Source organism: Pseudomonas sp. HN11 (genome assembly GCF_021390155.1).
Lineage (GTDB): Bacteria > Pseudomonadota > Gammaproteobacteria > Pseudomonadales > Pseudomonadaceae > Aquipseudomonas.
Window position 1 is genome coordinate 2,147,720 of the sequence record NZ_CP089985.1, and the last position, 22,979, is coordinate 2,170,698.

The 22,979-nt window shown below is 58.8% G+C and carries 19 protein-coding genes and 1 pseudogene; 6 read left to right on the forward strand and 14 right to left on the reverse strand.

Features of this window, described 5'->3' with window-relative positions:
• Window positions 1-282: 282 nt before the first annotated feature.
• The 5 genes from LVW35_RS09995 to LVW35_RS10015 all read right to left on the reverse strand — a co-directional run bounded on the left by LVW35_RS09995 (window position 283) and on the right by LVW35_RS10015 (window position 7,109).
• Window positions 283-1,128: an NAD-dependent protein deacetylase gene (locus LVW35_RS09995; RefSeq protein ID WP_233895176.1), complete on the reverse strand. Its 846-nt coding sequence runs from the start codon at window positions 1,126-1,128 to the stop codon at window positions 283-285.
• A gap of 8 nt (window positions 1,129-1,136) precedes the next feature.
• Complete coding sequence (locus LVW35_RS10000) at window positions 1,137-1,577, reverse strand: CBS domain-containing protein (protein WP_233895177.1); 441 nt, start codon at window positions 1,575-1,577, stop codon at window positions 1,137-1,139.
• A gap of 131 nt (window positions 1,578-1,708) precedes the next feature.
• The gene (locus LVW35_RS10005) at window positions 1,709-3,658 is read right to left on the reverse strand and encodes a DNA topoisomerase III (protein ID WP_233895179.1); all 1,950 of its coding nucleotides are present in this window, start codon (window positions 3,656-3,658) and stop codon (window positions 1,709-1,711) included.
• A 113-nt stretch (window positions 3,659-3,771) separates the two neighbouring features.
• Window positions 3,772-5,397: an MFS transporter gene (locus LVW35_RS10010; protein ID WP_233895180.1), complete on the reverse strand. Its 1,626-nt coding sequence runs from the start codon at window positions 5,395-5,397 to the stop codon at window positions 3,772-3,774.
• Between the two features lie 65 nt (window positions 5,398-5,462).
• Entirely contained in the window at window positions 5,463-7,109 is a 1,647-nt protein-coding gene (locus tag LVW35_RS10015; protein WP_233895181.1) for a GMC family oxidoreductase, read from the reverse strand.
• Window positions 7,110-7,239: 130 nt separating this feature from the next.
• Here LVW35_RS10015 and LVW35_RS10020 point away from each other — a divergent pair, with 130 nt between their 5' ends.
• Window positions 7,240-8,130, forward strand: coding sequence for a LysR family transcriptional regulator (locus LVW35_RS10020; protein ID WP_233895182.1), 891 nt, complete (start codon window positions 7,240-7,242; stop codon window positions 8,128-8,130).
• 24 nt (window positions 8,131-8,154) lie between these two features.
• On the opposite strand, the gene LVW35_RS10025 is transcribed toward LVW35_RS10020, so the two are convergent.
• From LVW35_RS10025 to LVW35_RS10040, 4 genes are all read right to left on the reverse strand, one after another.
• Window positions 8,155-10,014, reverse strand: a complete 1,860-nt coding sequence (locus LVW35_RS10025; protein ID WP_233895183.1) for a DUF3857 domain-containing transglutaminase family protein — start codon at window positions 10,012-10,014, stop codon at window positions 8,155-8,157.
• Between the two features lie 147 nt (window positions 10,015-10,161).
• Complete coding sequence (locus tag LVW35_RS10030; protein ID WP_233895184.1) at window positions 10,162-11,262, reverse strand: DNA alkylation repair protein; 1,101 nt, start codon at window positions 11,260-11,262, stop codon at window positions 10,162-10,164.
• A gap of 18 nt (window positions 11,263-11,280) precedes the next feature.
• Window positions 11,281-12,627 carry a glutamine synthetase family protein gene (locus LVW35_RS10035; protein WP_233895185.1) on the reverse strand — a complete coding sequence of 449 codons (1,347 nt, stop codon included), beginning with the start codon at window positions 12,625-12,627 and terminating at the stop codon, window positions 11,281-11,283.
• Window positions 12,628-12,638: 11 nt separating this feature from the next.
• Complete coding sequence (locus LVW35_RS10040; protein WP_233895186.1) at window positions 12,639-13,196, reverse strand: helix-turn-helix domain-containing protein; 558 nt, start codon at window positions 13,194-13,196, stop codon at window positions 12,639-12,641.
• A 156-nt stretch (window positions 13,197-13,352) separates the two neighbouring features.
• Between LVW35_RS10040 and LVW35_RS10045 the strand changes: the two genes are divergently transcribed.
• The gene (locus LVW35_RS10045) at window positions 13,353-13,661 is read left to right on the forward strand and encodes an RcnB family protein (protein ID WP_233895187.1); all 309 of its coding nucleotides are present in this window, start codon (window positions 13,353-13,355) and stop codon (window positions 13,659-13,661) included.
• Window positions 13,662-13,737: 76 nt separating this feature from the next.
• Window positions 13,738-14,931 carry an MFS transporter gene (locus tag LVW35_RS10050; protein ID WP_233895199.1) on the forward strand — a complete coding sequence of 398 codons (1,194 nt, stop codon included), beginning with the start codon at window positions 13,738-13,740 and terminating at the stop codon, window positions 14,929-14,931.
• Here the strand turns inward: LVW35_RS10050 and LVW35_RS10055 are convergent.
• Both LVW35_RS10055 and LVW35_RS10060 read right to left on the reverse strand, forming a co-directional pair.
• Window positions 14,894-15,166: a DUF1652 domain-containing protein gene (locus LVW35_RS10055; RefSeq protein ID WP_233895200.1), complete on the reverse strand. Its 273-nt coding sequence runs from the start codon at window positions 15,164-15,166 to the stop codon at window positions 14,894-14,896. The two genes, LVW35_RS10050 and LVW35_RS10055, sit on opposite strands and share 38 nt — an antisense overlap.
• Before the next feature lie 109 nt (window positions 15,167-15,275).
• Window positions 15,276-16,766, reverse strand: a complete 1,491-nt coding sequence (locus tag LVW35_RS10060; protein ID WP_233895201.1) for a PAS domain S-box protein — start codon at window positions 16,764-16,766, stop codon at window positions 15,276-15,278.
• A gap of 119 nt (window positions 16,767-16,885) precedes the next feature.
• Between LVW35_RS10060 and LVW35_RS10065 the strand changes: the two genes are divergently transcribed.
• Window positions 16,886-17,506, forward strand: a complete 621-nt coding sequence (locus LVW35_RS10065; protein WP_233895202.1) for a transglycosylase SLT domain-containing protein — start codon at window positions 16,886-16,888, stop codon at window positions 17,504-17,506.
• 51 nt (window positions 17,507-17,557) lie between these two features.
• Here LVW35_RS10065 and LVW35_RS10070 read toward each other — a convergent pair whose 3' ends face one another.
• The 3 genes and pseudogenes from LVW35_RS10070 to LVW35_RS10080 all read right to left on the reverse strand — a co-directional run bounded on the left by LVW35_RS10070 (window position 17,558) and on the right by LVW35_RS10080 (window position 21,694).
• The gene (locus tag LVW35_RS10070) at window positions 17,558-18,730 is read right to left on the reverse strand and encodes a hypothetical protein (protein WP_233895203.1); all 1,173 of its coding nucleotides are present in this window, start codon (window positions 18,728-18,730) and stop codon (window positions 17,558-17,560) included.
• Between the two features lie 14 nt (window positions 18,731-18,744).
• A complete protein-coding gene (locus LVW35_RS10075) occupies window positions 18,745-19,632 on the reverse strand; it encodes a nitrilase family protein (RefSeq protein WP_233895204.1) in 888 nt (295 codons plus the stop codon).
• Between the two features lie 112 nt (window positions 19,633-19,744).
• Window positions 19,745-21,694: pseudogene (locus tag LVW35_RS10080) on the reverse strand (FAD-dependent oxidoreductase).
• A gap of 278 nt (window positions 21,695-21,972) precedes the next feature.
• Here LVW35_RS10080 and LVW35_RS10085 point away from each other — a divergent pair.
• Together LVW35_RS10085 and LVW35_RS10090 are read left to right on the forward strand one after the other, a co-directional pair.
• Complete coding sequence (locus tag LVW35_RS10085) at window positions 21,973-22,317, forward strand: FKBP-type peptidyl-prolyl cis-trans isomerase (RefSeq protein WP_233895205.1); 345 nt, start codon at window positions 21,973-21,975, stop codon at window positions 22,315-22,317.
• A gap of 11 nt (window positions 22,318-22,328) precedes the next feature.
• On the forward strand, window positions 22,329-22,931 hold the full coding sequence (locus LVW35_RS10090; RefSeq protein WP_233895206.1) for a GNAT family N-acetyltransferase: 603 nt from the start codon (window positions 22,329-22,331) through the stop codon (window positions 22,929-22,931).
• Window positions 22,932-22,979: the final 48 nt, after the last annotated feature.

The following is a 22,979-nucleotide window of genomic DNA, read 5'->3' on the forward strand; positions in this document are numbered from 1 at the left end:
GCGTCTTGTACCGAGCCCTTCGGGCCGATCAGCTTCATCAATCTGCCTTGTGGGCAGTGCACATCCGGAAAAAACAGCTCGGCGGTCAGACGAGCTCTTTCAAAACGCTTGTTGCCAACGCTCCCGATCCGAGAGACGACTTGATAATGCAAGGACAAAAAGGTTACGTCAACGATTATGTAGTGATTATTTTTTATCACTACATAAATCGCCGCGGGGACGGGAGGATGCGGGAAAACGTGACTTGGGCGTCATTTTCTGGAGGTGCGGGTCAGGCTGATATCAGGTTAATCGCTCCGCCAGCAAGGGCAGCAATCGCTCGCACTCGGCTTCGATCTTCACCTGTAACAACTCATCCCCTCGGGTCTTGCCCAAGTTGATGGCAATGACGGGTTTGCCCTGTTCGACCATGGCTTTACATAGACGAAACGCTGAATAGGCCATCAGCGACGAGCCCACCACCAACAACCCTTCGGCATGCTCTACCGCAGTCATCGCCCGGGCTGCTGTTGTCGGCGCTACGTTTTCGCCAAAAAACACTACATCCGGCTTCAAGCGCCCGCCATCGCAATGAGGGCAGCGGGGCACCTGGAAGTGTTCTTCAAAGGCGGGATCGAGCAACGTGTCGCCATCCGGCGCCTGCACCGCATGGACTTGTGCCAGGTAGGGGTTGTCGATTTCCATCTGCCGCTGGATCGCATCACGCTGGCTGCGCAACTGGCAATCCAGGCACAGCACCCGGTGCAGGCTGCCGTGCAGTTCGATCACGTCGTGGCTGCCGGCTTGATCATGCAAGGTGTCGACGTTCTGGGTGATCAGCCCGCTGATGTGCTCGCGTTGCTGCAGTGCTGCCAATGCCAGGTGCGCCTTGTTCGGCTGCGCAATGCGAACCCTCGGCCACCCCAGCATCGCCCGGGCCCAGTACCGGCGCCGCGCCTGCGGGGTGGCGAGGAATTCCTGATACATCATCGGCGCCTTGCCCCGACGCACGCCTTCGTTGTCGCGGTAATCGGGAATGCCCGACGACGTGCTGATCCCGGCACCGGTCAATACCAAGAAACGCCGTTCGGCCATGGCCCGGTACAGGGTGTCGAGGTGATCCTCTTGATGTTCCAGCGTGTCGAGCATGGGATCCCCTATTCGCCGCGGATGTACTGCTCCAGCTGTTTGATCAGCTCTGCCTGCTCGGCAATGGCTTCTTTTACCAAGTCACCGATAGAGAGCAGGCCCAGCAGTGTGCCGTCTTCGACCACGGGCAAATGGCGCAGGTGACTGTCGGTCATGATATTCATGCACTCATCGACCTTTTTATGGGTGTCGACGGTGATCACCGGAGAACTCATCACCTCATGGACTTTTGTAGTAACCGACGATAACCCCTTGAGCATGATTTTACGTGCGTAATCACGTTCGCTGATGATGCCTACCACCACGCCATCCTGAACGACCGGCAAGGCTCCGACGTTTTTCTCCGACATCCGGACCAGTGCTTCAAACACAGTGTGGTCGTGTTTGATGACATGGACTTCCTGGTTTTTCTGGTCCTTGGCTTTGAGCACTTGTGCAACGGTTTTCATGGCGGCCACTCCGGTGTTGTTGTTGGGTAGTCAGGGTCCCCTTACAGAATCCTAGACGGCTCACGCTACGGCAAGGTCCAAAGCGGCGCTAAACCCGTCGAAAAACGTCATTCGCCGGTTTTTTTCGTGGTTTACCCCGCATTTGCCGGCTTTTTCGTCCGTTTGGGGCTGGCTGCGGTCTTGCGTGGTGCGCCCTTGCGCTTCTTTTTCCACGGCGCGGCGCCTCGGCCTGCCGGGCTGGCCGGGCCGGTGATGGTCATACGCATGCCATTGCAGCGCGCCACCTGTTTGCTCATCCAGGCCGCCTGTTTGGCCACGAATTCTTCCAGGCTCATTTCGCCGCTTTGCACCATGTCCAGGGCCTGCTCCCAGATTGCGGTGGTGCCGGGGTCCGCGATGGCGCGGGGCACGGCGTCGATCAGACTGAACGCTGCCGGCGTGGCCGACAGCGCCTTGCCGTTCTTTACCAAGTAACCACGGTCCAGCAGCCCCTGGATGATGCCGGCCCGAGTGGCTTCGGTGCCGATGCCGGTGGTGTCCTTGAGCTTTTGCTTGAGCAGTGGGTCTTCCACCAGTTTAGCGACGTTTTTCATTGCCTTGATCAGGTCGCCTTCGGTAAAGGGTTTGGGCGGTTGGGTCCACAGGTCCTTGAGGTTGACCTTGGCAACAGCGTATTCCTGGCCCTGCACCAATGCCGGAAGCGCTTGTGGAGCTGGCGCTTCACGGCCTTTGGCCGGCGCGAGGGCTTCGGGTAAGGCGCGCTTCCAACCGGGTTCTATCACCACTTTTCCCACCGCACGGAGCGCTTGCCCTGCACAGTCGAAATCCGCCTGGGTGCGATCGTACTCATGGTTGGGCAGGAACTGCGCCAGGTAGCGTGCGCGAATCAAGGTGTACACCGCGCGGTGCTTGCCGGTGAGTTGCCCCACATCCTTGCCGGCGCCGGTCGGGATGATGCCATGGTGGGCGCTGACCTTGGCGTCGTTCCACGCTCGCGAGCGGCGCTGGGGGTCGATATAGGGCATCAGCTCATTCACCGCCGTATCAGCACGTCCCAACGCAGCAAGAATGTTCGGCGCGTCGCTGTGCTGGCTCAGTGGCAAGTAACCGCAATCGCTGCGCGGGTAAGTGATGACTTTGTGGGTTTCATACAGTGATTGGGCGATATCCAGGGTTTCCTGGGCGCCAAGGCCGAGCTTCTTGGAGCAGATTTCCTGCAGGGTGCCCAAGTCGAAGGGCAGGGGTGCCACTTCACGCATGCGTTCGGTGCGCAGTTTCACCAGTCGCGCGCAGGCGGCGTTGCGCATGGCATCGGCGGCATCTCGCGCCAGTTGTGGGTTGAGGCAACGGCCCTGGTCATCACAGGCATCTTCGGCCGCGCGCCATTGGGCAGTGAAGGTCATGCGAACATGGCGCAGGTCTACATCGATAGCCCAGTAGGCCACGGGTACAAAGTCAGCAATGCTGCGATCGCGGTCCACCACCAGGCGCAAGGTCGGCGTTTGCACCCGTCCTACAGGCAATACGCCCTGGTAGCCGGATTGGCGCCCAAGCAAGGTAAACAGGCGACTCATGTTCATGCCGATCAGCCAGTCGGCGCGGGAACGACCCAGGGCCGAGTGATACAAACTGAAGGTCTCGATACCGGGCTTGAGGGCTGCCAGGGCTTTACGGATGGAGGCGTCGTCCAGCGCCGACAGCCACAGCCGCTGGATCGGACCGCGATAGCGACAATGTTCCACCAGCTCGCGCGCGATCATCTCGCCTTCGCGGTCGGCGTCGGTGGCAATCACCAGTTCCTGGGCTTCCCCCAGCAAACGCTTGACCGCCTTGAACTGGCTGGCGGTCTTGGGCTTGACGCGCATCTTCCATTTTTCCGGGACGATGGGCAGGTCGGCCAGCACCCAGCGTTTGTACTTCTCGTCGTAGGCGTCGGGCGGGGCGGTTTCCAGCAGGTGGCCGATGCACCAGGTGACTGTGACGCCATTGCCCAGCCAACAGCCATCGCCCCGGCGACTGGCGCCGAGTACGGCCGCAATATCCTTGGCCTGGGAGGGTTTTTCACAGAGGTACAGCCGCATGCTCAGCCCATTCGTTACGCTGTTGAATGGGCTGAAGCATGGGCAAAAGAAGAGGTTTGATCAACCTTTATCTGGATGGATGTACAGCTATAAGTTTCAAGCTGCAAGCTGATTCAGTTGTTATCAATATCCACATGCCGCGTTTCTTTGAGGCAGAACATCCCCACGATCAGGCTCACCCCGGTCACCACGACGGGATACCACAGGCCGTAAAAGATATCGCCGGTATACACCACCAGCGCGAACGACACGGTCGGCAGGAACCCGCCAAACCAGCCGTTGCCGATGTGGTAGGGCAGGGACATCGAAGTGTAGCGGATGCGCGTCGGGAACAGCTCCACCATCAGCGCCGCCAGCGGGCCGTAGCACATGGCGGCGATCAGGATCAGCGCCACGATCAGCACCACCACCATGGTCTTGTTGACCTGGGCCACATCCGCCGAAGACGGGTAGCCAGCCAGGGTCACCGCGCCGCGCAGGGCTTTTTCGTCAAAGCCATCGATACGCACGTCGCCTACGTTCACCTGCACCGGGCTGCCGGCCGGGGCGGCGGCGCTGCTGTAGGGCAGGCCCTGCTTGACCAGGAAGGTCTTGACCTTGTCGCACGGGCTGTCAAATTTCGCCTTGCCCACCGGGTCGAACTGGAAGGTGCAGGTGGCCGGGTCGGCCAGCACTGTGATGGGGGCCTGGTTGCTGGCCTGGTCCATCGCCGGGTTGGTGTAGTGCGCCAGGCTCTTGAAGATCGGGAAGTACAGTACGGTCGCCAGCAACAGGCCGAGCAGCAGCACCGGCTTGCGGCCCACCTTGTCCGACAGCCAGCCGAAGAAGATAAAAAACGGCGCGCCGATCACCACGCTGATGATCAACAGCATGTTGGCCAGTGCCGGGTCCATTTTCAGGAACTGGGTGAGGAAGAACAGCACATAGAACTGCGCCGCGTAGAAAGTGACCGCTTGCCCGCCGTTGATGCTGAACAGGGCGATCAGCACGATCTTGAGGTTTTCCCATTTGCCGAAAGAATCGCGGATCGGCGACTTGCTGGCCTTGCCTTCCTCTTTCATTTTCAGGAACGCCGGCGACTCATGCAGGCTCATGCGGATCCAGGTGGAGATACCCAGCAGCACGATGGAAAACAGGAACGGGATGCGCCAGCCCCACACTTCGAACTGGTCACCGGTGAAGTAACGGCAGGCCAGCACTACCAGCAGCGACAATAGCAGGCCGAGGGTTGCGGTGGATTGAATCCAACTGGTGTGGAAGCCGCGTTTGCCGGCAGGCGCATGCTCGGCTACATAAGTTGCCGCGCCGCCGTATTCACCACCCAGCGCCAGGCCTTGCAGCATGCGCAGCACAATCAGGATGATCGGCGCCGCGATGCCAATACTCGCGTAGGTCGGCAACAGCCCGACACAGAAGGTCGCTACCCCCATCAGAATGATGGTAACCAGGAAGGTGTACTTGCGTCCGATCATGTCGCCCAATCGGCCGAATACCAGCGCGCCGAACGGCCGTACCACAAAGCCGGCCGCAAAGGCCATCAACGCAAAGATAAACGCCGTGGTGTCGTTGACCCCGGCAAAGAACTGCTTGCTGATCACCGCCGCCAGGGCGCCGTATAGGAAAAAGTCATACCACTCGAACACCGTCCCCAGGGACGAGGCGAAGATGACCTTCTTTGAATCGTTGCGGGTGATGGCGGTGTTGACCGCCGAGCCCAGGGGTTGAGCATGTTCTGACATCGGGTAGCCCTCACAGTGATTATTTATTGTTGTTCCACTGTCGGCGCCAGGTCTGGCGCCGCTATTCAGATTGCATGAATCAGTTCTTTCTCCGGGGCGAGACTCCTTGTATTCGGCGAAAGGATCAGCTGCGCGGCCTTCTCCGCGATCATCAGCGTAGGTGAACAGGTGTTGCCGGAGGTGATGCGCGGCATGATCGACGCATCGGCAATGCGCAAACCCGGCACGCCATGCACTCGCAGTTGCGCATCGACCACCGCGTCTTTATCGCTGCCCATGCGGCAGGTGCCGACCGGATGGAAGATCGTCGTGCCGATGCGTGCGGCGGCTTCGTGCAGCTGCTCTTCAGTCTGCAGCGAATCGCCTGGCAGATACTCCACCGGTTTGAACTGGCTCAGGGCGGGTGCGGCAACAATGCGGCGCGTCAGGCGGATCGCGTCGGCGGCTACGCGCAAGTCCTCCGGATGGCTCAGGTAATTGGGGCGGATCAGCGGTGCATCCGCCGCGTTGGCCGAGCGAATATCAATACGCCCGCGACTTCGTGGACGCAAGTCGCAGACCGATGCAGTAAACGCCGGGAACGCGTGCAGGGGCTCGCCAAAACGCTCAAGCGACAGCGGCTGCACGTGGTATTCGAGGTTGGCCGACGTCTGTTCCGGACCCGAGCGGGCAAACGCGCCGAGCTGGCTGGGCGCCATCGACAGTGGGCCGCTTCGGTCATACAAATAGCGCAGGCCCATGCCCATCTTGCCCCATACGGTGCCGGCGATCTGGTTGAGGGTGCGAGCGTTTTCCAGCTTGTAGATCAGCCGCAGCTGCAGGTGGTCCTGCAAGTTGCCGCCGACGCCAGGCAGTTCATGCAGCACCTCGATGCCCAAGGGTTTGAGGACGCTGGAGGGGCCAATCCCCGAGCGTTGCAAAATCCCCGGCGAGCCCACGGAGCCGGCGCACAGCACGATTTCCTTGCGCGCCTTCCAGCTCAGCTGTTGGCCCTGCTGACGCCCGATAACCTGGGAGGCGCGGCCGTTTTCCAGCAGCACGCGGTCCACGTCCACTCCGGTTAAAACCGTGAGGTTGGGGCGTTGGCGGACCGGCTTTAGAAACGCTTTGGCTGCGTTCCAGCGCACGCCAGCCTTCTGGTTAACCTGGAAGTAGCCGCAACCCTCGTTGTCGCCTTGATTGAAGTCGTTGATGTTGGCAATGCCGCTTTGAGCCGCTGCATCACGGAACGCATCGAGGATCGGCCAGTGCAGACGCTGTTGTTCGACCCGCCATTCACCGCCGTCGCTGTGGAATTCCGAGCCCCCGGCAAAATGGTTTTCGCTTTGCTTGAACAGCGGCAGCACGTCTTTCCAGGCCCAGCCCACATTGCCTTCCGCCGCCCAGCCATCGTAATCCTGGGCCTGACCGCGCATGTAGATCATGCCGTTGATGGAGGAGCAGCCGCCCAGCACCTTGCCCCGTGGGTAACTCAGTGCACGGCCCTGCAGGCCTTCTTGGGCTTCGGTCTTGAAGCACCAGTCGGTGCGTGGGTTGCCGATGCAGAACAGGTAGCCGACGGGAATGTGGATCCAGGGGTAGTTGTCGCGGCCGCCGGCTTCGAGCAGCAGCACGCGGTGCACAGGGTTGGCGGACAGCCGATTAGCCAGCAGGCAGCCCGCGGGGCCGGCACCTACGACGATGTAATCGTATTCAGCAGTTGCAATGGGCATCTGAAGGTCTCGCTTGTTTTTCTTATTGCGGCCATCCTAGTTGTTAGTTTTCGTCTTAAAAATGTTAGTTTTTACCCAGCTGCTGTGCGTTTTTAAACAGCGTAGCCCAGGCTCACGCAATGGAGGCGTCATGTTCGACTGGAACGACCTGCGGTACTTTCTGGAGCTACAGCGCAGCGGCCGCTTGCTCACCGCCGCGCAACGCCTGAAAACCACCCACGCCACCGTTGCCCGGCATATCGAAGCCATCGAGAAAAGCCTCGGCACCGCGCTGTTCGTGCAGCATGCCCAGGGCTACGAACTGACGCCCGCCGGCGAAGCCCTGCTCAAGCACGCCGAAGCCATGGAAAACGTCGCACTGCTGGCCGAAGACGAACTGACCCACTCCGCCGCGCCCCTGGGCAAGATCCGCCTCGGTGTTGCCGAAGGGTTGGGCGTGATGTTCCTGGCCAGCCGCATGGGCGGGCTGTTCGACCGCTACCCCGGGCTGGAAGTGGAACTGGTGGCGGTGCCGCGCTTTGTCAGCATCCTCAACCGCGAGGCGGAAATCAGCATCCACCTCGAACGCCCCAGCGTCGATCAACTGGTCACGCGCAAACTCACCGACTACCGCCTGGCCCTCTACGCCAGCCGCGCGTACCTTGACCGCCATCCGCCAATTGAAAAGCGCGAAGACCTCGCGACGCATGCGTGGATCGATTACGTGGACGACCTGCTGTTCAGTCAGGAACTGAAGTTCCTCAGCAGCTTCTGCCGCAACCCCAAGGTGGTGTTCCACAGCACCAGTGTGATCGCCCAGCACCAGGCCGCGCGCTCGGGGTTGGGGATTGCGGTGTTGCCGTGCTTCATGGCCTCAGGCGACCCGCAATTGGTGCCATTGTTGCCGGGGGAGGGGATCCAGCGCAGCTACTGGATCAGCTCGCGTCGGGAATTGCACAAGTCGGTGCGGCTACGGGTGTTGTGGGATTACGTGGTGGAGTTGTGCGCGCGGGAGCAGGGGTTGCTGTTGGGCGTAGCCTGACCACAGGCTCGCCCAACGGTCGGGTTAGAGCTTCACCACCTGATGCACCTGCTCCGCGCAAGCCCGTGAATCCTCAATCATCTTCCCGAACGCCTTGCTGATAATCTCGTCATGGCCCAACCAGCGCACCTTCTGGCTCAGACGATAGTGATAACGCAACCCGCCATCTTCCCGCGTCCCCCCCAGATCCAAGTCGTACCATGGCGAGCGCACCTGGCAACCAGGGATGGCTTTTTCCATTTGCCCACCGCTCAGGGTGATGGTGTAGTCATGAGTTTGCGGGTTGCCCAGATCAAGCTCGGCCTGCTGCCCTTGTCGGCGGTAGTTGATAAAGCCATCCCAGCGCCCCTTGAGCGATTCATCGCTGTACACGTAATCATTCGCCAGTTTTTCCAGTGCACGCTGGTCATTCATTGTGGCCGTGACGGTATACCCGTCGTGCACCACAAAGCCGGTAGCCGGGCGGGTGATGTGGCAGTCGCTGATCTCGTTGCCGAAGTTGGCGCAGATGTCCTGGTCGGTAGCGGTGCTGCCTTGCTGGCGGTCGGCGACGCTCAGTTGCATCAGCGGCAGACGACTGAAGGTAATCGTGGCCTGGATCGCGCCGTTGCCTTGTCTGTCGTAGTGCACCTGCTTGTCCAGGCGCAGGGTGGTTTCGGGGCGTTCCAATGGAATATGTTCTTCGCGCACGTGGCCCTGGGCATCGTTGACCAGCACCCAGCGGTCCTGGATGTCGGGCATGACCTGGCCGGGGGCATACACCGGGTTGGTCGGGTCGAGCCACCACACCTGGCCGTCCACTTCGGCGCGCACGATGGCGTGGTTCGGCGCCTGGGTGCCCGGAATCAATAGCGACTCGACCACATCACCACGGCTGACCCAGGCGGTTTCGGCCTTGATGCCACTGGTCTTGAGCAAGGCGGTCAGCAGGATTGCCAGGTCCTTGCAGTCGCCATAACCGTGTTGTTCGATTTCAGCCAGGTTAAAGGGCACATAGCCGCGCTCCGTCGCACGCCAATCGCCCAGGTAACGGTAATGGTCGTTGATGTGCTGCAACAATGCGGCGACCTGTTCAGCGGGTGTCAAACCGCGCACGGCAACCACGGCAGCAGCACTTTGCGGCGGCAGGCTGGCGCCGAGGATCTGGTTGTAGCGCTGGGCGAAACCACCGAAGTACGCCTGGCGCTCCAGGGCGCTGCCCACCTCGATACGCGGGATGCGTAGCAACGCGGCGTTGGACGCTTCGTTGATGTAGTTGAGGTAGGTCGGGGCCTTTTGCACCACGTCCAGGGTCTTGCCGTTCTGCGACAACGTTACGCTGAAACCCTCGAACAGTTCACTGCGCCACTGGATCGGTCGTTCTGCCGTAAACCGCGCCTTGAACTGATCGCGCCGCGCCGGGCTAGGGCCGAATTTGAGCACGTAGTGAAACTGGGTCATCAAAGGTTTGGCGGCATGGTGCTCGCGCACCGTGTAGCGAATCTGCGTGCCGACACGCAGGTTGGGGAAGGCCAGGGATGTCTGTTTGTCCCGGCTGAAGCCCTGGTCCGGATTGGGCGCGGTACGGGTGTCGATCTGCGTCGCATCCAGCGCCATCGGCTTCGCGCCGGGCTGGGTGGACTGCGCGCTGATCACTTCAAAGGTGTCGCCTTCGGAATAATCGAAGTCGATGCGCGAGAGCATTTCGCGGCCGCTTGGCTTGAGGATCGTATAGCGGTAGGTGGTGGTGCAGTCGGTACTGGCGTCGCGGTTGAAGTGGCAGTGCAGCTCGGTGTCGCTGGCCAGCGGCGCTTCGGCCTGGGGTTGTAGTGCGGCAAACACGCCAGGAGCAGCAAACCCCAGGCTGATGGCAATCAGGGGGCGGTGAAACGAAAAAAGGTACATGGGCGCCTCGGGTGACACATTGAAACAGCTACCCGACGGGTAGCGAGAAGGCGCTGGATGATAATGGATCGCAACTGACTATGCCAGGATTGTTCGACAATTTATAGGGCTGAAAGGCCCGTTCCAGAGCCTTTTCTTTGATTTGCGTCAGTCGTTTCGCAGTTCGAATTCGGCGCTGGCAAGCTTCTCGCCGTTGATCAGCACATGGACGACGTGCTTGCCGGGGTAATGCTTGCGCGTGGTCAACTCGCGGATATGTTGCTCACGTCGGAGGCTCTGCTGCTCGCCCGCGCCGAGGGTAAACGCCTTGAGCTTGAACACTTTCGCGGCACTGTGGCCCGCGCTTTTCACGTAGTCGATGGCGTAGTCCACCACCAGTTTCTGCGGCGCGTTGGCGGTGGACTCCAGGTTAAAGGACAGGTTGATGCGTTCGCCCAGGTTGATCACCGCCGGCGTGACCTGCAACTGGTGGATCTTTACCTCGGCCTTGGCGCCAGCGCCCATGATTGTCAGCGCGCGGGTGTTGCCTTGCTTGATCAGGCTGCGCAAGGCATGGCGGGCGATCCACGCGGTGTGCGGGGTATTCAGGTTCCAGCCCTCGATCAGGCTGAGCACCCAGTCCGGGTGGTCCTTGGTGATGTCGTTGAGATGGTTGGCCACGGACTTGCGCACATAGAGACTGCTATCGGCCTTGAGGTTGTCGAGGATCGACGCGCAGAGCTCGGGGTCAGCCTGGACTTCGGCGAGGCGGAATGACCAGGGCAGGCGCGGTCGTGAACCTTCACTGGCCAGACGGCGCACGTGTTCGTTGCCATCCAGAGACCATTCCTGCATGACCGCCAACGTGCGCTGGAAGTCGTGCAGCAAAAAGTGGCGGATGGCGAATTCGGCGGAACCAAAGGTGGTGAAGTATTTAAGAGCAGCCATGGAACGCTTGAAGTCGTGCTGCCCGTAACTCGCCACGAAGTGCGGCAGGAACAGGCTGACAAACGCACTGTTCAGGCGCGGGGCCAGCGCGTAAAGCACCTTGAGGGTCTGCGGGTAATCCAGCGCGATCACCGCATGCAGGCTCTCACTGACCCGCGCCATGCGCTGCATCACCGACAACTCGGCCAAGCCGGCCTTGGCGTGCTTGAGGAAACCCTTGGCGTCGAACGCCGGGTACACCGCCGTCATTTCGGCGGCGATGTGTTGCAGGCGTTCGACGTTGAAGATTTCCTTGAGGGCCGGGGCGTTTTGGTCGGTCATCGGTGATTCCAGAGGCGTTTAGAGAAACCAGCGATATTCCCGCGCGTTGATCTCTTGTTGGAAGGCCAGGTGGTCCTGGCGTTTGTTTTCGCAGTACACGTCGACAAATTCGGCGCCCAGCTTATCGCGTAATACCGGCTGATGTTGCATGGCGCGCACGGCGTCGAGCATTTCCAGGGGGAAGTCGGTGCCGCTGCTGCGGTCCTCGTTCAGCGGTGCGATGGGTTCGCGCTTGGCTTGCAGGCCGTGCTCCAGGCCGACCAGAATCGCCGCCAGCACCAGGTACGGGTTGGCGTCGGCACTGGCCAGGCGATGCTCGATGCGTAGATTGCGCGGATCTGACTCAGGAATGCGCACACACGCATCACGGTCTTCAAAGCCCCAACTGGCTCGGGTCGCCGCATTCACCGTACCGCCCAGGCGGCGGAAGGCGTTGTGGTTGGGGGAAAAGATCGGCATGCAGTGCGGCAGCAATTCCAGGCAGCCGGCCACGGCATGCCGCAACGATTGCTGCTGGTGTGCTGCCAGCAAATTATTGCCTGCGCCGTCATACAGGCTGACATGCACGTGCATGCCGCTGCCGGGATATTGCAGGTATGGCTTGGCCATGAAGCTGGCGCGGTAACCGTGCTTGAGGGCCACGCCACGGGTGCTGCGGCAGAACAGGGCGGCCCAGTCGGCGGCGCGCATTCCATCGTCGAGGTGACCGAAGTTGATTTCGAACTGGCCTGGGCCGATCTCGGCGGTGATCACCGTGATGTCGATGCCCTGATCCTTGGCGGTTTGCGCCATGTCATCCAGCACTTCGCCGAAGCGCGACAGCCGTTCGATATGCAGGTTGGGCTGGTCGTCGGCGTCGCCGCTCAGCGGGTCGCGGGCGAATTGCGGCAGGCCGTTATCGAGTTTTTTATCGAACAGGTAGAACTCCAGCTCGAACGCCACCACTGGGTGGATGCCCTTGTGGTGCAGGCGCTCCAGCACCTTTGCCAGCACTTCGCGGGGCTCGAATTCGATGGGGGCCTCAGTGCCGTCGGAGGTGATCAGCATCTGGCCCAGCGGCTGCGACTCCCAGCTCACCGGCTTGAGCGTGCCCGGCACCAGGCGGCGGTTGGCATCCGGGTCGCCGTCGTTGAAGCAGTAGTCACCAATCTTGAACAGCCCGCCCTGGACCCCGAGCAGCACGGCGTTCTGCGGCAGCTTCAGCGGGCTGCCGGCGGCGACTTTTTCCAGCATCTCGATGGGATAACGCTTGCCGTAGAAGTGCCCGGGAATGTCCAGGGCGATCAGGTCGACATAACGCACGTCGGGGTGGTTCTGGCGAAAGGTCCGTACTTCGGCCAGTAACGTGCAGGCATGGCTTTTCACGGGTGCAGCTCCTAGTTGTAAACCCACAACACGCGGGCGGGCAGGGCGGTCAGGTTGGCGTAGCGGCAATGGGCGAAGCTGGCCAGGTGAAAGCTATCGCCGGGGCCGAGGGTCACCGAGTCGGCTTCACCTTCAACCCATAGCGTCAACTCGCCTTCCAGCACAAAACCGGCCTGCTCGGCGCGGTCGCGCATGGTTTGTTCACCGCTGTTGGCACCGGGGGCCAGCAGGCTGTCGAGCATCGAAAAAGCGCCGTTCATGCTCGGCGAGACGAGGATGTCGGTGATGCCATTGGCGTAATACACCGTGCGCCGTTCATTGGGACGGGTAATCCAGTCCACCGCCTTGGGTTTGGGTTGGCTGTAGAAATAGGTGGTAGGTACGTCGAGGGCGTGGCTGATGGCGGTGAGATCCGCCACGGTCGGGCGCGACAGGCCGCGTTCGACCTGGGACAGGAAACCCACGGAGCGCTCGATTTTTTGCGCGAGCTGAGCGAGGGTGAGCTTCTTGTGCTTGCGCAGGTCATGGATCAGCGCGGCCAGGGTGGCGAGTTCTTCTTGTGGAGTCATGAAAATTATTTCTATAAATTTCATGAAAAAATACAGCATTTATTTCACGAGGGCAACGAGGTATCTGCCAGTGCTGGATTACCTGTGGCCTGATTGAATGATCATGCGCGGTAGCGGTCCGAACCTGAGTACGCATCATTCATTGAAGGAGCACCCATGAAGTCCAGATCCCTACTTGCCTGCCTGCTGGTCGCCACCAGTCTTTCCACCGCCAGCTTCATCGTGCAGGCCGGTGATACCCCTCAGGAAACCGTGCAACCTTCCAACATCAACACCCGCGACCTGAAAGAAGGCGACCGCGCCCCGGATATGCTGATGCGCAAGGAATCGGCTGTCGGCGATTGGAAAAAACGCGGTCTCAAGCAGCCTGAAGAAGACAGCCAGTGGGCGCGGGTGGGCGATAAATTTGTGCTGCTCAAGACCACCAACGGCACCATACTTGAGATCACCCCTGTCAAGAAGTGACGGTGCTTGTAGTGTTCGTTCTGGGTTAAGGTAACCGGCTATAGACGCCGCGTTACCTTCGCAGAATGAGAGCAGGATGCTTGCCACGATAAGAGGCTACCCCCGCGCTGTTAACCTGTTGCTGTCAGCCACGTTGCTGCTCACGCTGGCCAAGGCAATTACGTTTCCGTACCTGGTGATTTATCTCACCAGCCACTTCGCTCTCGATATCACGCAAGTCGGCCTGGTGATCGGCAGTTCGCTGATCGTCGGCTCGTTACTCAGTGTGTATGGCGGCTTTCTCGTAGACCGCATCAACAGCTACCGGCTATTGCTCGCCTTGAGCATGCTGTTTGTGCTGGGTTTCATCGGCACGGTGCTCGCGCAGAATATCTGGGCGTTCTACAGCTGCCTGATCCTGATCAACCTGGCGTACGCGGTAATCGATATCGCCGTCAAAGCCGGGTTTGCCAGCCTGTTGCCCATCGACGCGCGCAGCGAAGTGTTTTCCATCAAGTACACGCTGACCAACATCGGTTATGCCGTAGGGCCTTTTTTCGGGGCGATGATCGCCCAGTTGGATATCAGCCTGCCGTTTATCCTGTCGGCGCTATTGGGGGGAGGTTTTTTCCTGCTGTACTGGCGTTGGGGCGACCGTACGCTGTCGACTGTCGATGCCACGCAAAAAGCCGTGCCGTTCTTTGCTGTTGGCCGGGTGCTGTTAAGGGATAGGCGCCTCGTGTGCTTCACCCTCGGCGGCGTGCTCAGTGCCGTGGTATTCGGCCATTTCACCGCGTGGCTTTCGCAATACCTGGTGACCACTACCACCGCCGATTACACCTACACCGTGGTCAGCGCCGTACTGACCACCAACGCGGTGTTGGTGATTGCCCTGCAATACGTGATCGGGCGGCGTATTTCGCACCGCTATCTGGGTCAATGGCTGATCGCGGGGCTGGGCATGTTCTTGCTGGGGGTCATTGGTTTCGCGCTGTCCACCAGTGTGCTGTGGTGGGTGTTGGCGATGGCGGTGTTCACTGTTGGGGAGATCATTGTGTTCCCGGCCGAGTACATGTTCATCGACCGGATCGCCCCGGATCACCTGCGCGGCATGTACTACGGGGCACAAAACCTGTCCAACCTGGGCGCCGCATTGGGGCCGGTGTTGTGTGGGCTGGTGCTGGCCAGCCTGCCGGCCCACTACATGTTCTTCATGTTGGGGGCGTTCATTGTGGGGGGCGGGGTGTTCTATTTCATTGGGGCGTCGTTGAAGGCAAGTCATCCAGAGTGAGATTGCCCATGGTGTTGCTCTGCAGTTCGTAGCGCAGCTCTTCCACCATCTTTGCGACTTCTTGCGGCGTCTGCAGCCGGTTGGTACTGATCCCGGTGACCACCAGGTCGACCCGGCCGGTTTCAGCGTCGTAGACTTTGAGGGTCAGGGACGCGTCGCGGCACAGGGTGAACTCACACGTCAGCGGCGACAGGCCTTCTTCGATGCAGTTTCGCAGTTGGGCGAGGGTAAACATGGGGGTTCCTTCAGGACAAAATGTTGGACCCCTGAAGGTTATGGCTTGCCCCTCGCTGTAATAAGGCGAATTCGCACTAGGTGCACTAGTGCATTTGCACTTGCAAGGCCTATTTCTTAAGACGCAATTCCCCGGCAAACAGCCCGCGTTCACGGGCCCAAACGATGGCCGCACTGCGGCTGTGCACCCCCAATTTCGAGTAAACCGTGGCCACATGGTTACGCACGGTATTGGGCGCCAGTTTCAGGCGTGAGGCGATCTCTTTGTCGGCCAGGCCCTCACAGATCAAGCCCAGCACATCGCGCTCACGGGCGGTGAGGTCGGTGTAGGCGATATTCGGCTGGTTGGGGCTGTTGACGCTTTTGGCGTTGGCGAGTTTTTCGATCAGCGTCTGGCTGAACCACGAAGCGTCCTGCATCACTTCCTCGATAGCCGCCACCAGTTCCAGCTCGGAACGTTTACGTTCGGTGATGTTCATCATCACCAGCAAGTAGCAGGGCACGTCCTGGATGATCACGGTGTCGGCAGACACCACGCAGTCGATCACCTCATTGCCTTTCTTGCGCACCTTGAGGTCCTGGCCTTCGAGGTTGCCGGATTTTTCCAGGGTGGCAAACAACTGCGCGCCCGCCTGGGGGCTGTCGATAAAGTCGATGTCCTCGATGGACTTGCCAATCAGTTCTTCGCTGATATAGCCAGTAATGCTCATGAACGCTTCGTTGATGTCCACCACCTGACGGTTGTCGGCGCTGCACACCAGGGTCGGCACGGGCGTCAGGCGGAAAGATTTGGCAAAGCGCTCCTCGCTCTGGCGCAGAGCAATTTCTGCCTTGCGCCGTGGCTCCAAGTCCATGAAGGAGAACAGCATGCAGTCCTCTTCATTCATGTCCAACGGCTGGCCGGCAACGATCACCAGCTTGCTGCCCCCCTCAGGCAACCGCAGCTCAGCTTGCATCTGCGGGATAGTGGCCCCTTCCCCCAAACGCTCGATGGCCAGATCCTTGCGCTCGGCCTGCTCCAGCACGTCCAGCTCATAGACGGATTTACCGATGACCTGGTCGCGGTTGTAGCCGGTCATCTCCAGGAAACCCTGGTTGACCTTGATGTAGCGCAAGTCGCTCAGGCGGCAGATCACCGCCGGTGCCGGGTTGGCATTGAAGGTTTTTTCGAAACGCTGTTCGGCGCTGGCCCATTCGGTGGCGTCGCTGAGGATCAGCACCAGCAGCTCAGGTTCGCCACGGGAGTCGGTGATCACCAGGCTGCGCAGGCGGTGGACCCAGGTTTTTTCTTCATCGGCGGTGGGTGTGACTTCCACCACCACGTCGCTGAATTCATCGCCTGCCGCCGCTCGGGCCAGGGGGTAGTTTTCCGGCTGTACCGGGTGGTTGTTACGGTAGCGTAGGGCGAAACGCTCGGCGTATTGCTGCCCATTGGCGCCCAGCCCCATCACGTCACCCACGCCATGCATGGTGAGTGCCGCCTCGTTGGCCCATAGGATGGTCTGGTCGACCTCGGCCAGAATCACGCCGTCAGACAGTCCGGAAATGATCTGCTGCAGCTGGCGGCGGTTGGTTTCCTTGGCTAACACATCCTGGGTCATAGGTTCTCCTGGGGTTGGGCGCATGGGAGTACGACACCTGGGGCTCAGGATAGTGCAGATGCACGAGGCGCAGACCTGGGTAAAATGCCCGTTTTACACGTATCAGGCACAGGTGCATATTGAGCGCAGGCAAAACCGTCGGACTGTTGTTACTTACTTCCTTGCTGGCGGCGTGCGGCACCTCGCCGCCACGCACGCCAGATGACCTCTGCGGCATCTTCCGCGAAAAGGACGACTGGTACGACGCCGCCAAAGTCACGCAAAAACGCTGGGGCGTGCCGATCCAGGTGCCGTTCGCCATCATGTATCAGGAGTCCGGCTTCCGCCAGGACGCCCTGGCCCCCCGCAAATACCTGCTGTGGATCATCCCCTGGGGCCGCGTCTCCACCGCCGCCGGCTACGCTCAGGCCAAGGACGAGGTGTGGAACGACTACCGCAAGAGCACCGGCCGCACCGGCGCCAGCCGCCAGGACTTCGATGACGCCATCGACTTTGTCGGCTGGTACATGGACAAGACCTACACCATCAATGGCGTCTACAAATACGACGCGTACGGCCAGTACCTGAACTACCACGAAGGCTGGGGCGGCTACCGCCAACGCACCTACGCCGCCAAGGCCTGGTTGCCGCCGGTGGCCAGTAAGGTGCAGGCGCGTTCACAGCTGTATGCGGCGCAGTATGCGCGGTGCAAGGATGACTTGGGGCGGGGGTTTTGGAGTCGGTTTTGGCATGGGTTGTGAGGGGCAAAACCAGTTCCCACGCTGCACGAAAAGCGCAGCGTGGGGGAAGAACTACAGCTGGATCAGCCAACCCACCAAAGGCACTATCATCAACGTACTCAACGCCATTGAGATTACATTGCCAATATACGGGTGAAAATGTGCGGGCAAGCGACCGGCAATCGCACAGGCCAGCGGCGGCGCGATCAGAGCCCCAAGCAGTGCACTTGAACCGATGACTGTCCAACTACCACCATGGGTCAACACAGCTGCCGGCACTACAGAAACCAGTGGAACGTAGGTCGGAAACCATCCTCGTGTCATCCACTGTTTTCGCCAGATCACGACACCCAGAGCCGATGTCAGCGCCTGGGCGGCGAGCAGGTGCAAGACCAGGCCTGATCCATACGCCGGGCTGCTGGGGTTCAGCGCATAGGCCACCAACACACCTGCCAGCAATCCCAGGCTCGCGAGTTCGTTTCCGAAAAATGGCGCTTCGGAAAAATCCGCCAACACCCGACGCAGACTCCAGGCCATCCCGTAAGTGGGCGGTTTCGCGGATGCCGGCTTGGCGGGGGCTATGTAATCAGAACTGACCAGCGCTGGTACTCGGCGGCACAGTACAAACGCAATGACGCTGCCGATTGCCATGCCCACCACGTTGCCGATCACTACGGGAAGACCCAGTGGAGCGCATACGAAGTTCACGATCAGCAGGCACATAGGCGTCACCAGCAATGCGCCTAACACCGCACCGTTTACGGCAACTTTCCAGCCGCCGCCGAACATCAGCACCATGGCTGCCGGTAACGAGACGAACGCTGCAAACGTCGGTTGCCACGTCTGTGCGGTGACGGTCCAGCCCCACAGTAAATTGCTCAGCATTAACCCCAGCAGTGAACTCGTGACCAGCCAAGGCCAAAGTCCCGTTCCATAGGAAATAGAAAATCCTTGCCAGGCTTTGCCGTGTTTGCTCGCCCACCATGCCAGGTAGGCGCCGCCTAACAAACCGAGTGATGCCAGTTCGTGCTTGTAGAAGGCGACTTCACTGATATCCCCGACTATCCACCGTAGCCAGGCAACAGGATGGGGCAAGCTTGCGACCATCTCCGTGTAGCCCGGCCAGGACCATTGGTTGCTGAGTGCCACCCAGAGCACCAGTACCACGCTGACTAACCCCAGCATCAGGACGGTGAGATCAGCCCTGGACCGGCTGGACCTCGTTTCGGTAATGAATGTTTTCATATCCTGCCCTCCGATCAGCGCGGAAGGGCAGGGTGTTGGCAGTAGCCGAGCATTTGATCGTAGAGATCATTGCGTCGATCACGCTGCAGGTCATTGAGGCTGTTCCAGATTGGAGCGCTGCGGGCGCTGGTGATATCAATGTCGGCGAACAGGATTTCCTGACGATTGGCTGAAGCTACGGCGCCAATCGGCCAGCCGTTGGTTCCGGCAATCAACGAACATCCGAGGTAACGCGCTTCACGCTCTTCGCCGATGCGGCTGGCGGCAGCGATAAACACGTTATTGACGTGGGCGGCGGTCATCGTCAGGTACGACGCCATGCATTTGCCTGCCTCATCGAACAGCGGCGGTGGCGTCCACACCCAATTGTTCAGGCTGCAAATAATATCGGCGCCCTGCTGGCCGAGAATACGTGGCACCTCCGGGAACCAGATATCCCAACAAATCAGCAAGCCAATACGGCCTATCGGTGTTTCAAACACTGGAAACCCGGTATCACCAGGCGTGAACCAGAGTTTTTCCAGGTTCCATAGGTGCGCCTTGCGGTATTTGCCGATGAACCCATTGGGGCCTAGCAGCACAGCCGTATTGAACAACTGCATACCGTCTATTTCACACACGCCTGCCACCAGGTACACCTGATGCGTGCAGGCAAAATCCATCCACGCCTTCACACTTTCGCCGCCTGGAACCAGCTCGGCATGATCAAAAGCGTCCTGGCGACTGCTGAAGAAATACCCGCAATTGGTAAGCTCGGGCAGTACGATCAGGTTTGCTCCACCGTTTGCGGCTTCGGTCGCCAGTGCAAGACTTTGACGCAGATTGTTGGCTCGGTTGTTCATGCCAACCTGCGGGTCCAGTTGGACGACTGCTACGCGTGCGGGGCTTGCTGGTTCGCTCATGTCGGTGACCTCTTATTGTTATACAACCGGGAATCGGTTGGGCGTTTATAAGAGGCGAGTAAATGTTTAATTGAAAGTCAGGTGATTCCCGTTGCGTTGTAGTCTCTTTCTTTTATGGTTCGGCTTTATAGGTTGGGTAGTCGTCCATAGTAAAACCCCCGTTGAAATCGGCTTGCGTTCTATTACAAATGTTTATCGCGGTATCGATTGCTCCCCTGAAGCAGGGCTCCGTCCAGCCCGCATCTACGGAAAAGGATTCACCGCAGAGGTACAAGCCTGACTTGTGAGAAAAGTCTCGATTGTATTTCAGTAGCTTCATGGCGTCGTAATAAGTACCTGCACGATAAAGCTTTGCGCAGCCAAGGGAATTTTTATCATTCATCCATCGTTGAACCACCGCGTGGTTACGACCGATATACGGTGATATTTTTTCTTTTATGTTGGTGGATTTCAAAAGAATTCTGTCGAGGTCTTCGATGCATCTGTCAACGAGTTCTTCATCGGTGAACACCGATAGTTTGGTAGCGTCGTCTTCCCATGTGTAGCTGAGAAGGATGCAGTCGTAGGTATTGGCAGGGTGGTAGCGGTAGGTATATACATCATGAACCAAGCTATCCGTCACGATGGCTTGAAGGATTTTTTTATTGTGAGAGAGAAACGATTTTTTGAGTGGGGCGTAGACTTTACAGCTGGTTTCCCAGTGGGCCGTTTTATAGGCTTCTGTGACGTCAAATGGAAGGATCTCCTGGCTGAAATTTTCAATTGATATTTGTGTTTCGATCAGCCATGAGGGCAGTGTCATTACCACAGAATCGTAATCGATGAATTCTTTTTTGGTCTTTTCTTTTTGTGTGACGTTCCAGTCGAAATAGACCCGCAGTTTCCCGCTTTTTAGTTTTTTGATCCTGGTCACTGCACAGTTGGTCATGAAGCCTGAATGAGTTTTTATGAGGTGCTCATATAGAGAATCATGTGTGTCTTCGGGTTTGATGAAGAGTAGGGATTCGGCCAGCGATCCAAGGCCGATGTAGTTTGGTTTGTTGAATGACAGGCCTCTCGAATCAAAGGTCTCGGGATGATCCAAGTAAGGCGATTCCATCGGTGCGCCGTCCGCGTTTACGCGCCCGTGAATTAATTGCAGATGACTGCTGAACCCAAATAATGCCGTGCGCAGGGGATAAAGCGAACATACGTCATAGAATGCTCCCCAACTGCCATCACCAATACCGATGGAGTAGAAAACAGCGGATTCCTATGCAGTCATGCCCATGCCACCGAAGTTTCCAGGGTCACTGGGTCGCCAGCTATCGATGCTTGGCATTTTCACCAAGTCGCGGAAGGAAATACCTTCATATTTTTTGACTATTGAATGCCACATGGCCTCCCAGTCTTCAGAGCCGTAATGTTCGGAGACGATCAACGTCATGCGCTCAGCGAAGGTTTTCCATTTTGCGAAAACGTTGCCCAGTGTTTGACCTGGAGGCGGTGTTTTTCCATCAGCGTTCTCCCAGATAAGCAGGGTGGGCTCGGTGCTGTTATCTATGCTGCCTTCGCGTAGAAATATACCTGTGGATCGGACCGCAGGGCTGCCTGGGTTGGGAAAGTCTGAATGGCGCAATTCGAACTCGTTGGCGTAATACGCCATAAGCGAACGTCCATCTTTAGGCGGTTCGTCTGATGTGTTGAAGAACGGCATTCTCATTGCGCCCATTTCGAAAGGCGGTCTGCCAACGGTGTTGGTATTGTTATTCCCAAGAGCGGTGAGGTGCCTGCCGCCAATACGCTTTGATTTTTCAATTAACGTAATGTTTGTGAAGCCACACCTGTAAAGTTCACGTGCAGTTGTTAATCCTGTAATCCCAGCGCCAATAATGCATATTTTATGATTCGGTTCTGTGGCTTTGGCAATTCCATTCACGTGCTCTACTAAAGCGCGATAGTCGAAACACAAGTCGGGTGGGTTAGGAAACCTGGCTGCCCATTTGCTCTTGCTGGAGCGCTTTTTTCGATGAGGATGTTGGGCGGTATCTGCGGGGTAATTAAAGGTGGAACCGATGGTCATTCTGATATTCCCTGTTCAGAGTTAATGGACTCGGAACAGGATGGCCGTGAGTGTTGCTAGCCAAAAATAGGCTAGCGTTGGATTTTGGCACGGTAAATTCGTATTTTTTCGTAGGGGCAGTGCAAGCGATTAAAGGAACACCTGTTGCAACGCATTGATGAGCGTGTGCAAAAGGACCATCCTATGCATCGCGGTCAGGGTTCTTGGCAACTGCTGCGTTGCGCGAACTTTCTGCATCAGGCAGCGCAAACAAACACTATGTATCCAACGGAATCGCTATGAGCACCGAAGAACTCCAAATCACCGACATCCGCCCCGGCACCGGCAAAGCCGTGGTCAAGGGCGCGCTGATCACCACCCAATACACCGGTACCCTGGAAGACGGCACGGTGTTCGATTCCTCCTGGGAGCGTGGCAAACCGTTCCAATGTGTGATCGGCACCGGGCGTGTGATCAAGGGCTGGGACCAGGGGTTGATGGGCATGCAGGTGGGCGGTGTGCGCACCCTGTTCGTGCCGGCGCATCTGGCCTATGGTGAGCGGTCGATGGGCGCGCATATCAAGCCCAACAGCAACCTGCGTTTTGAGATTGAGTTGCTGGAAGTGCTGACGCGGGACGATTGAGGGCGATGGACATGGAGGTTGATTCACACGGGTTGCCGGCGTGTTCCGTCGTGGGCATTCAGCTCGTTGAGCTGGGTGATCGCGATGAGGTCGAGTTGCAGCGGTTTTTTGAGCGGGCGCCGGATTACTTCATCGCGGTCAACGGCGAACCGGCCACTGCGACCGAAGCGTATGAGGAATTGCAGGGACAGTTGCCCGCAGGGTGGGCGTGCAGTCGGATGTACTGGCTGGGTTACCGCGATCTGGAAAACCAGCTGGTGGCGGTGGTGAACATTGCGGCGGACTTGCTGGCTGTTGGTGTTTGGCATATCGGGCTGTTGCTGGTGGATGCACGCTTGCATGGCACCGGGTTGGCGCAGCGGCTGCACGCGGATCTTGAGGCTTGGGCTGCGGGCAACGGCGCTCAATGGCTGCGTTTGACGGTAGTCATCAGCAATGCCAAGGCCGAACGTTTCTGGCCTAAGCTTGGCTATGTGCAGGTACGCACCCGCGAAGGGATCACGATGGGGCGTCAGGTGAACAGCGTATCGATTCAGGTCAAGGCCCTGACAGGTGGACAGGTGGGTGATTACCTGACGTTGGTGCCGCGAGATCAAGTGGATGCACCTTCCTGAACCCATCCTGAAGAATCTTCTTATTCACCATACGGAAACTTTCCTACG

Bases quoted from the DNA above. Each gene is read 5' to 3' on its own strand.
- LVW35_RS10010 (WP_233895180.1), bottom strand. From the start codon at position 5,397: ATGTCAGAACATGCTCAACCCCTGGGCTCGGCGGTCAACACCGCCATC.
- LVW35_RS10045 (WP_233895187.1), top strand. From the start codon at position 13,353: ATGAAGTCCAGATCCCTACTTGCCTGCCTGCTGGTCGCCACCAGTCTT.
- LVW35_RS10000 (WP_233895177.1), bottom strand. From the start codon at position 1,577: ATGAAAACCGTTGCACAAGTGCTCAAAGCCAAGGACCAGAAAAACCAG.
- LVW35_RS10060 (WP_233895201.1), bottom strand. From the start codon at position 16,766: ATGACCCAGGATGTGTTAGCCAAGGAAACCAACCGCCGCCAGCTGCAG.
- LVW35_RS10090 (WP_233895206.1), top strand. From the start codon at position 22,329: ATGGAGGTTGATTCACACGGGTTGCCGGCGTGTTCCGTCGTGGGCATT.
- LVW35_RS10085 (WP_233895205.1), top strand. From the start codon at position 21,973: ATGAGCACCGAAGAACTCCAAATCACCGACATCCGCCCCGGCACCGGC.
- LVW35_RS10030 (WP_233895184.1), bottom strand. From the start codon at position 11,262: ATGACCGACCAAAACGCCCCGGCCCTCAAGGAAATCTTCAACGTCGAA.
- LVW35_RS10015 (WP_233895181.1), bottom strand. From the start codon at position 7,109: ATGCCCATTGCAACTGCTGAATACGATTACATCGTCGTAGGTGCCGGC.
- LVW35_RS10070 (WP_233895203.1), bottom strand. From the start codon at position 18,730: ATGAAAACATTCATTACCGAAACGAGGTCCAGCCGGTCCAGGGCTGAT.
- LVW35_RS10020 (WP_233895182.1), top strand. From the start codon at position 7,240: ATGTTCGACTGGAACGACCTGCGGTACTTTCTGGAGCTACAGCGCAGC.
- LVW35_RS09995 (WP_233895176.1), bottom strand. From the start codon at position 1,128: ATGCTCGACACGCTGGAACATCAAGAGGATCACCTCGACACCCTGTAC.
- LVW35_RS10050 (WP_233895199.1), top strand. From the start codon at position 13,738: ATGCTTGCCACGATAAGAGGCTACCCCCGCGCTGTTAACCTGTTGCTG.
- LVW35_RS10025 (WP_233895183.1), bottom strand. From the start codon at position 10,014: ATGTACCTTTTTTCGTTTCACCGCCCCCTGATTGCCATCAGCCTGGGG.
- LVW35_RS10040 (WP_233895186.1), bottom strand. From the start codon at position 13,196: ATGACTCCACAAGAAGAACTCGCCACCCTGGCCGCGCTGATCCATGAC.
- LVW35_RS10055 (WP_233895200.1), bottom strand. From the start codon at position 15,166: ATGTTTACCCTCGCCCAACTGCGAAACTGCATCGAAGAAGGCCTGTCG.
- LVW35_RS10075 (WP_233895204.1), bottom strand. From the start codon at position 19,632: ATGAGCGAACCAGCAAGCCCCGCACGCGTAGCAGTCGTCCAACTGGAC.
- LVW35_RS10005 (WP_233895179.1), bottom strand. From the start codon at position 3,658: ATGCGGCTGTACCTCTGTGAAAAACCCTCCCAGGCCAAGGATATTGCG.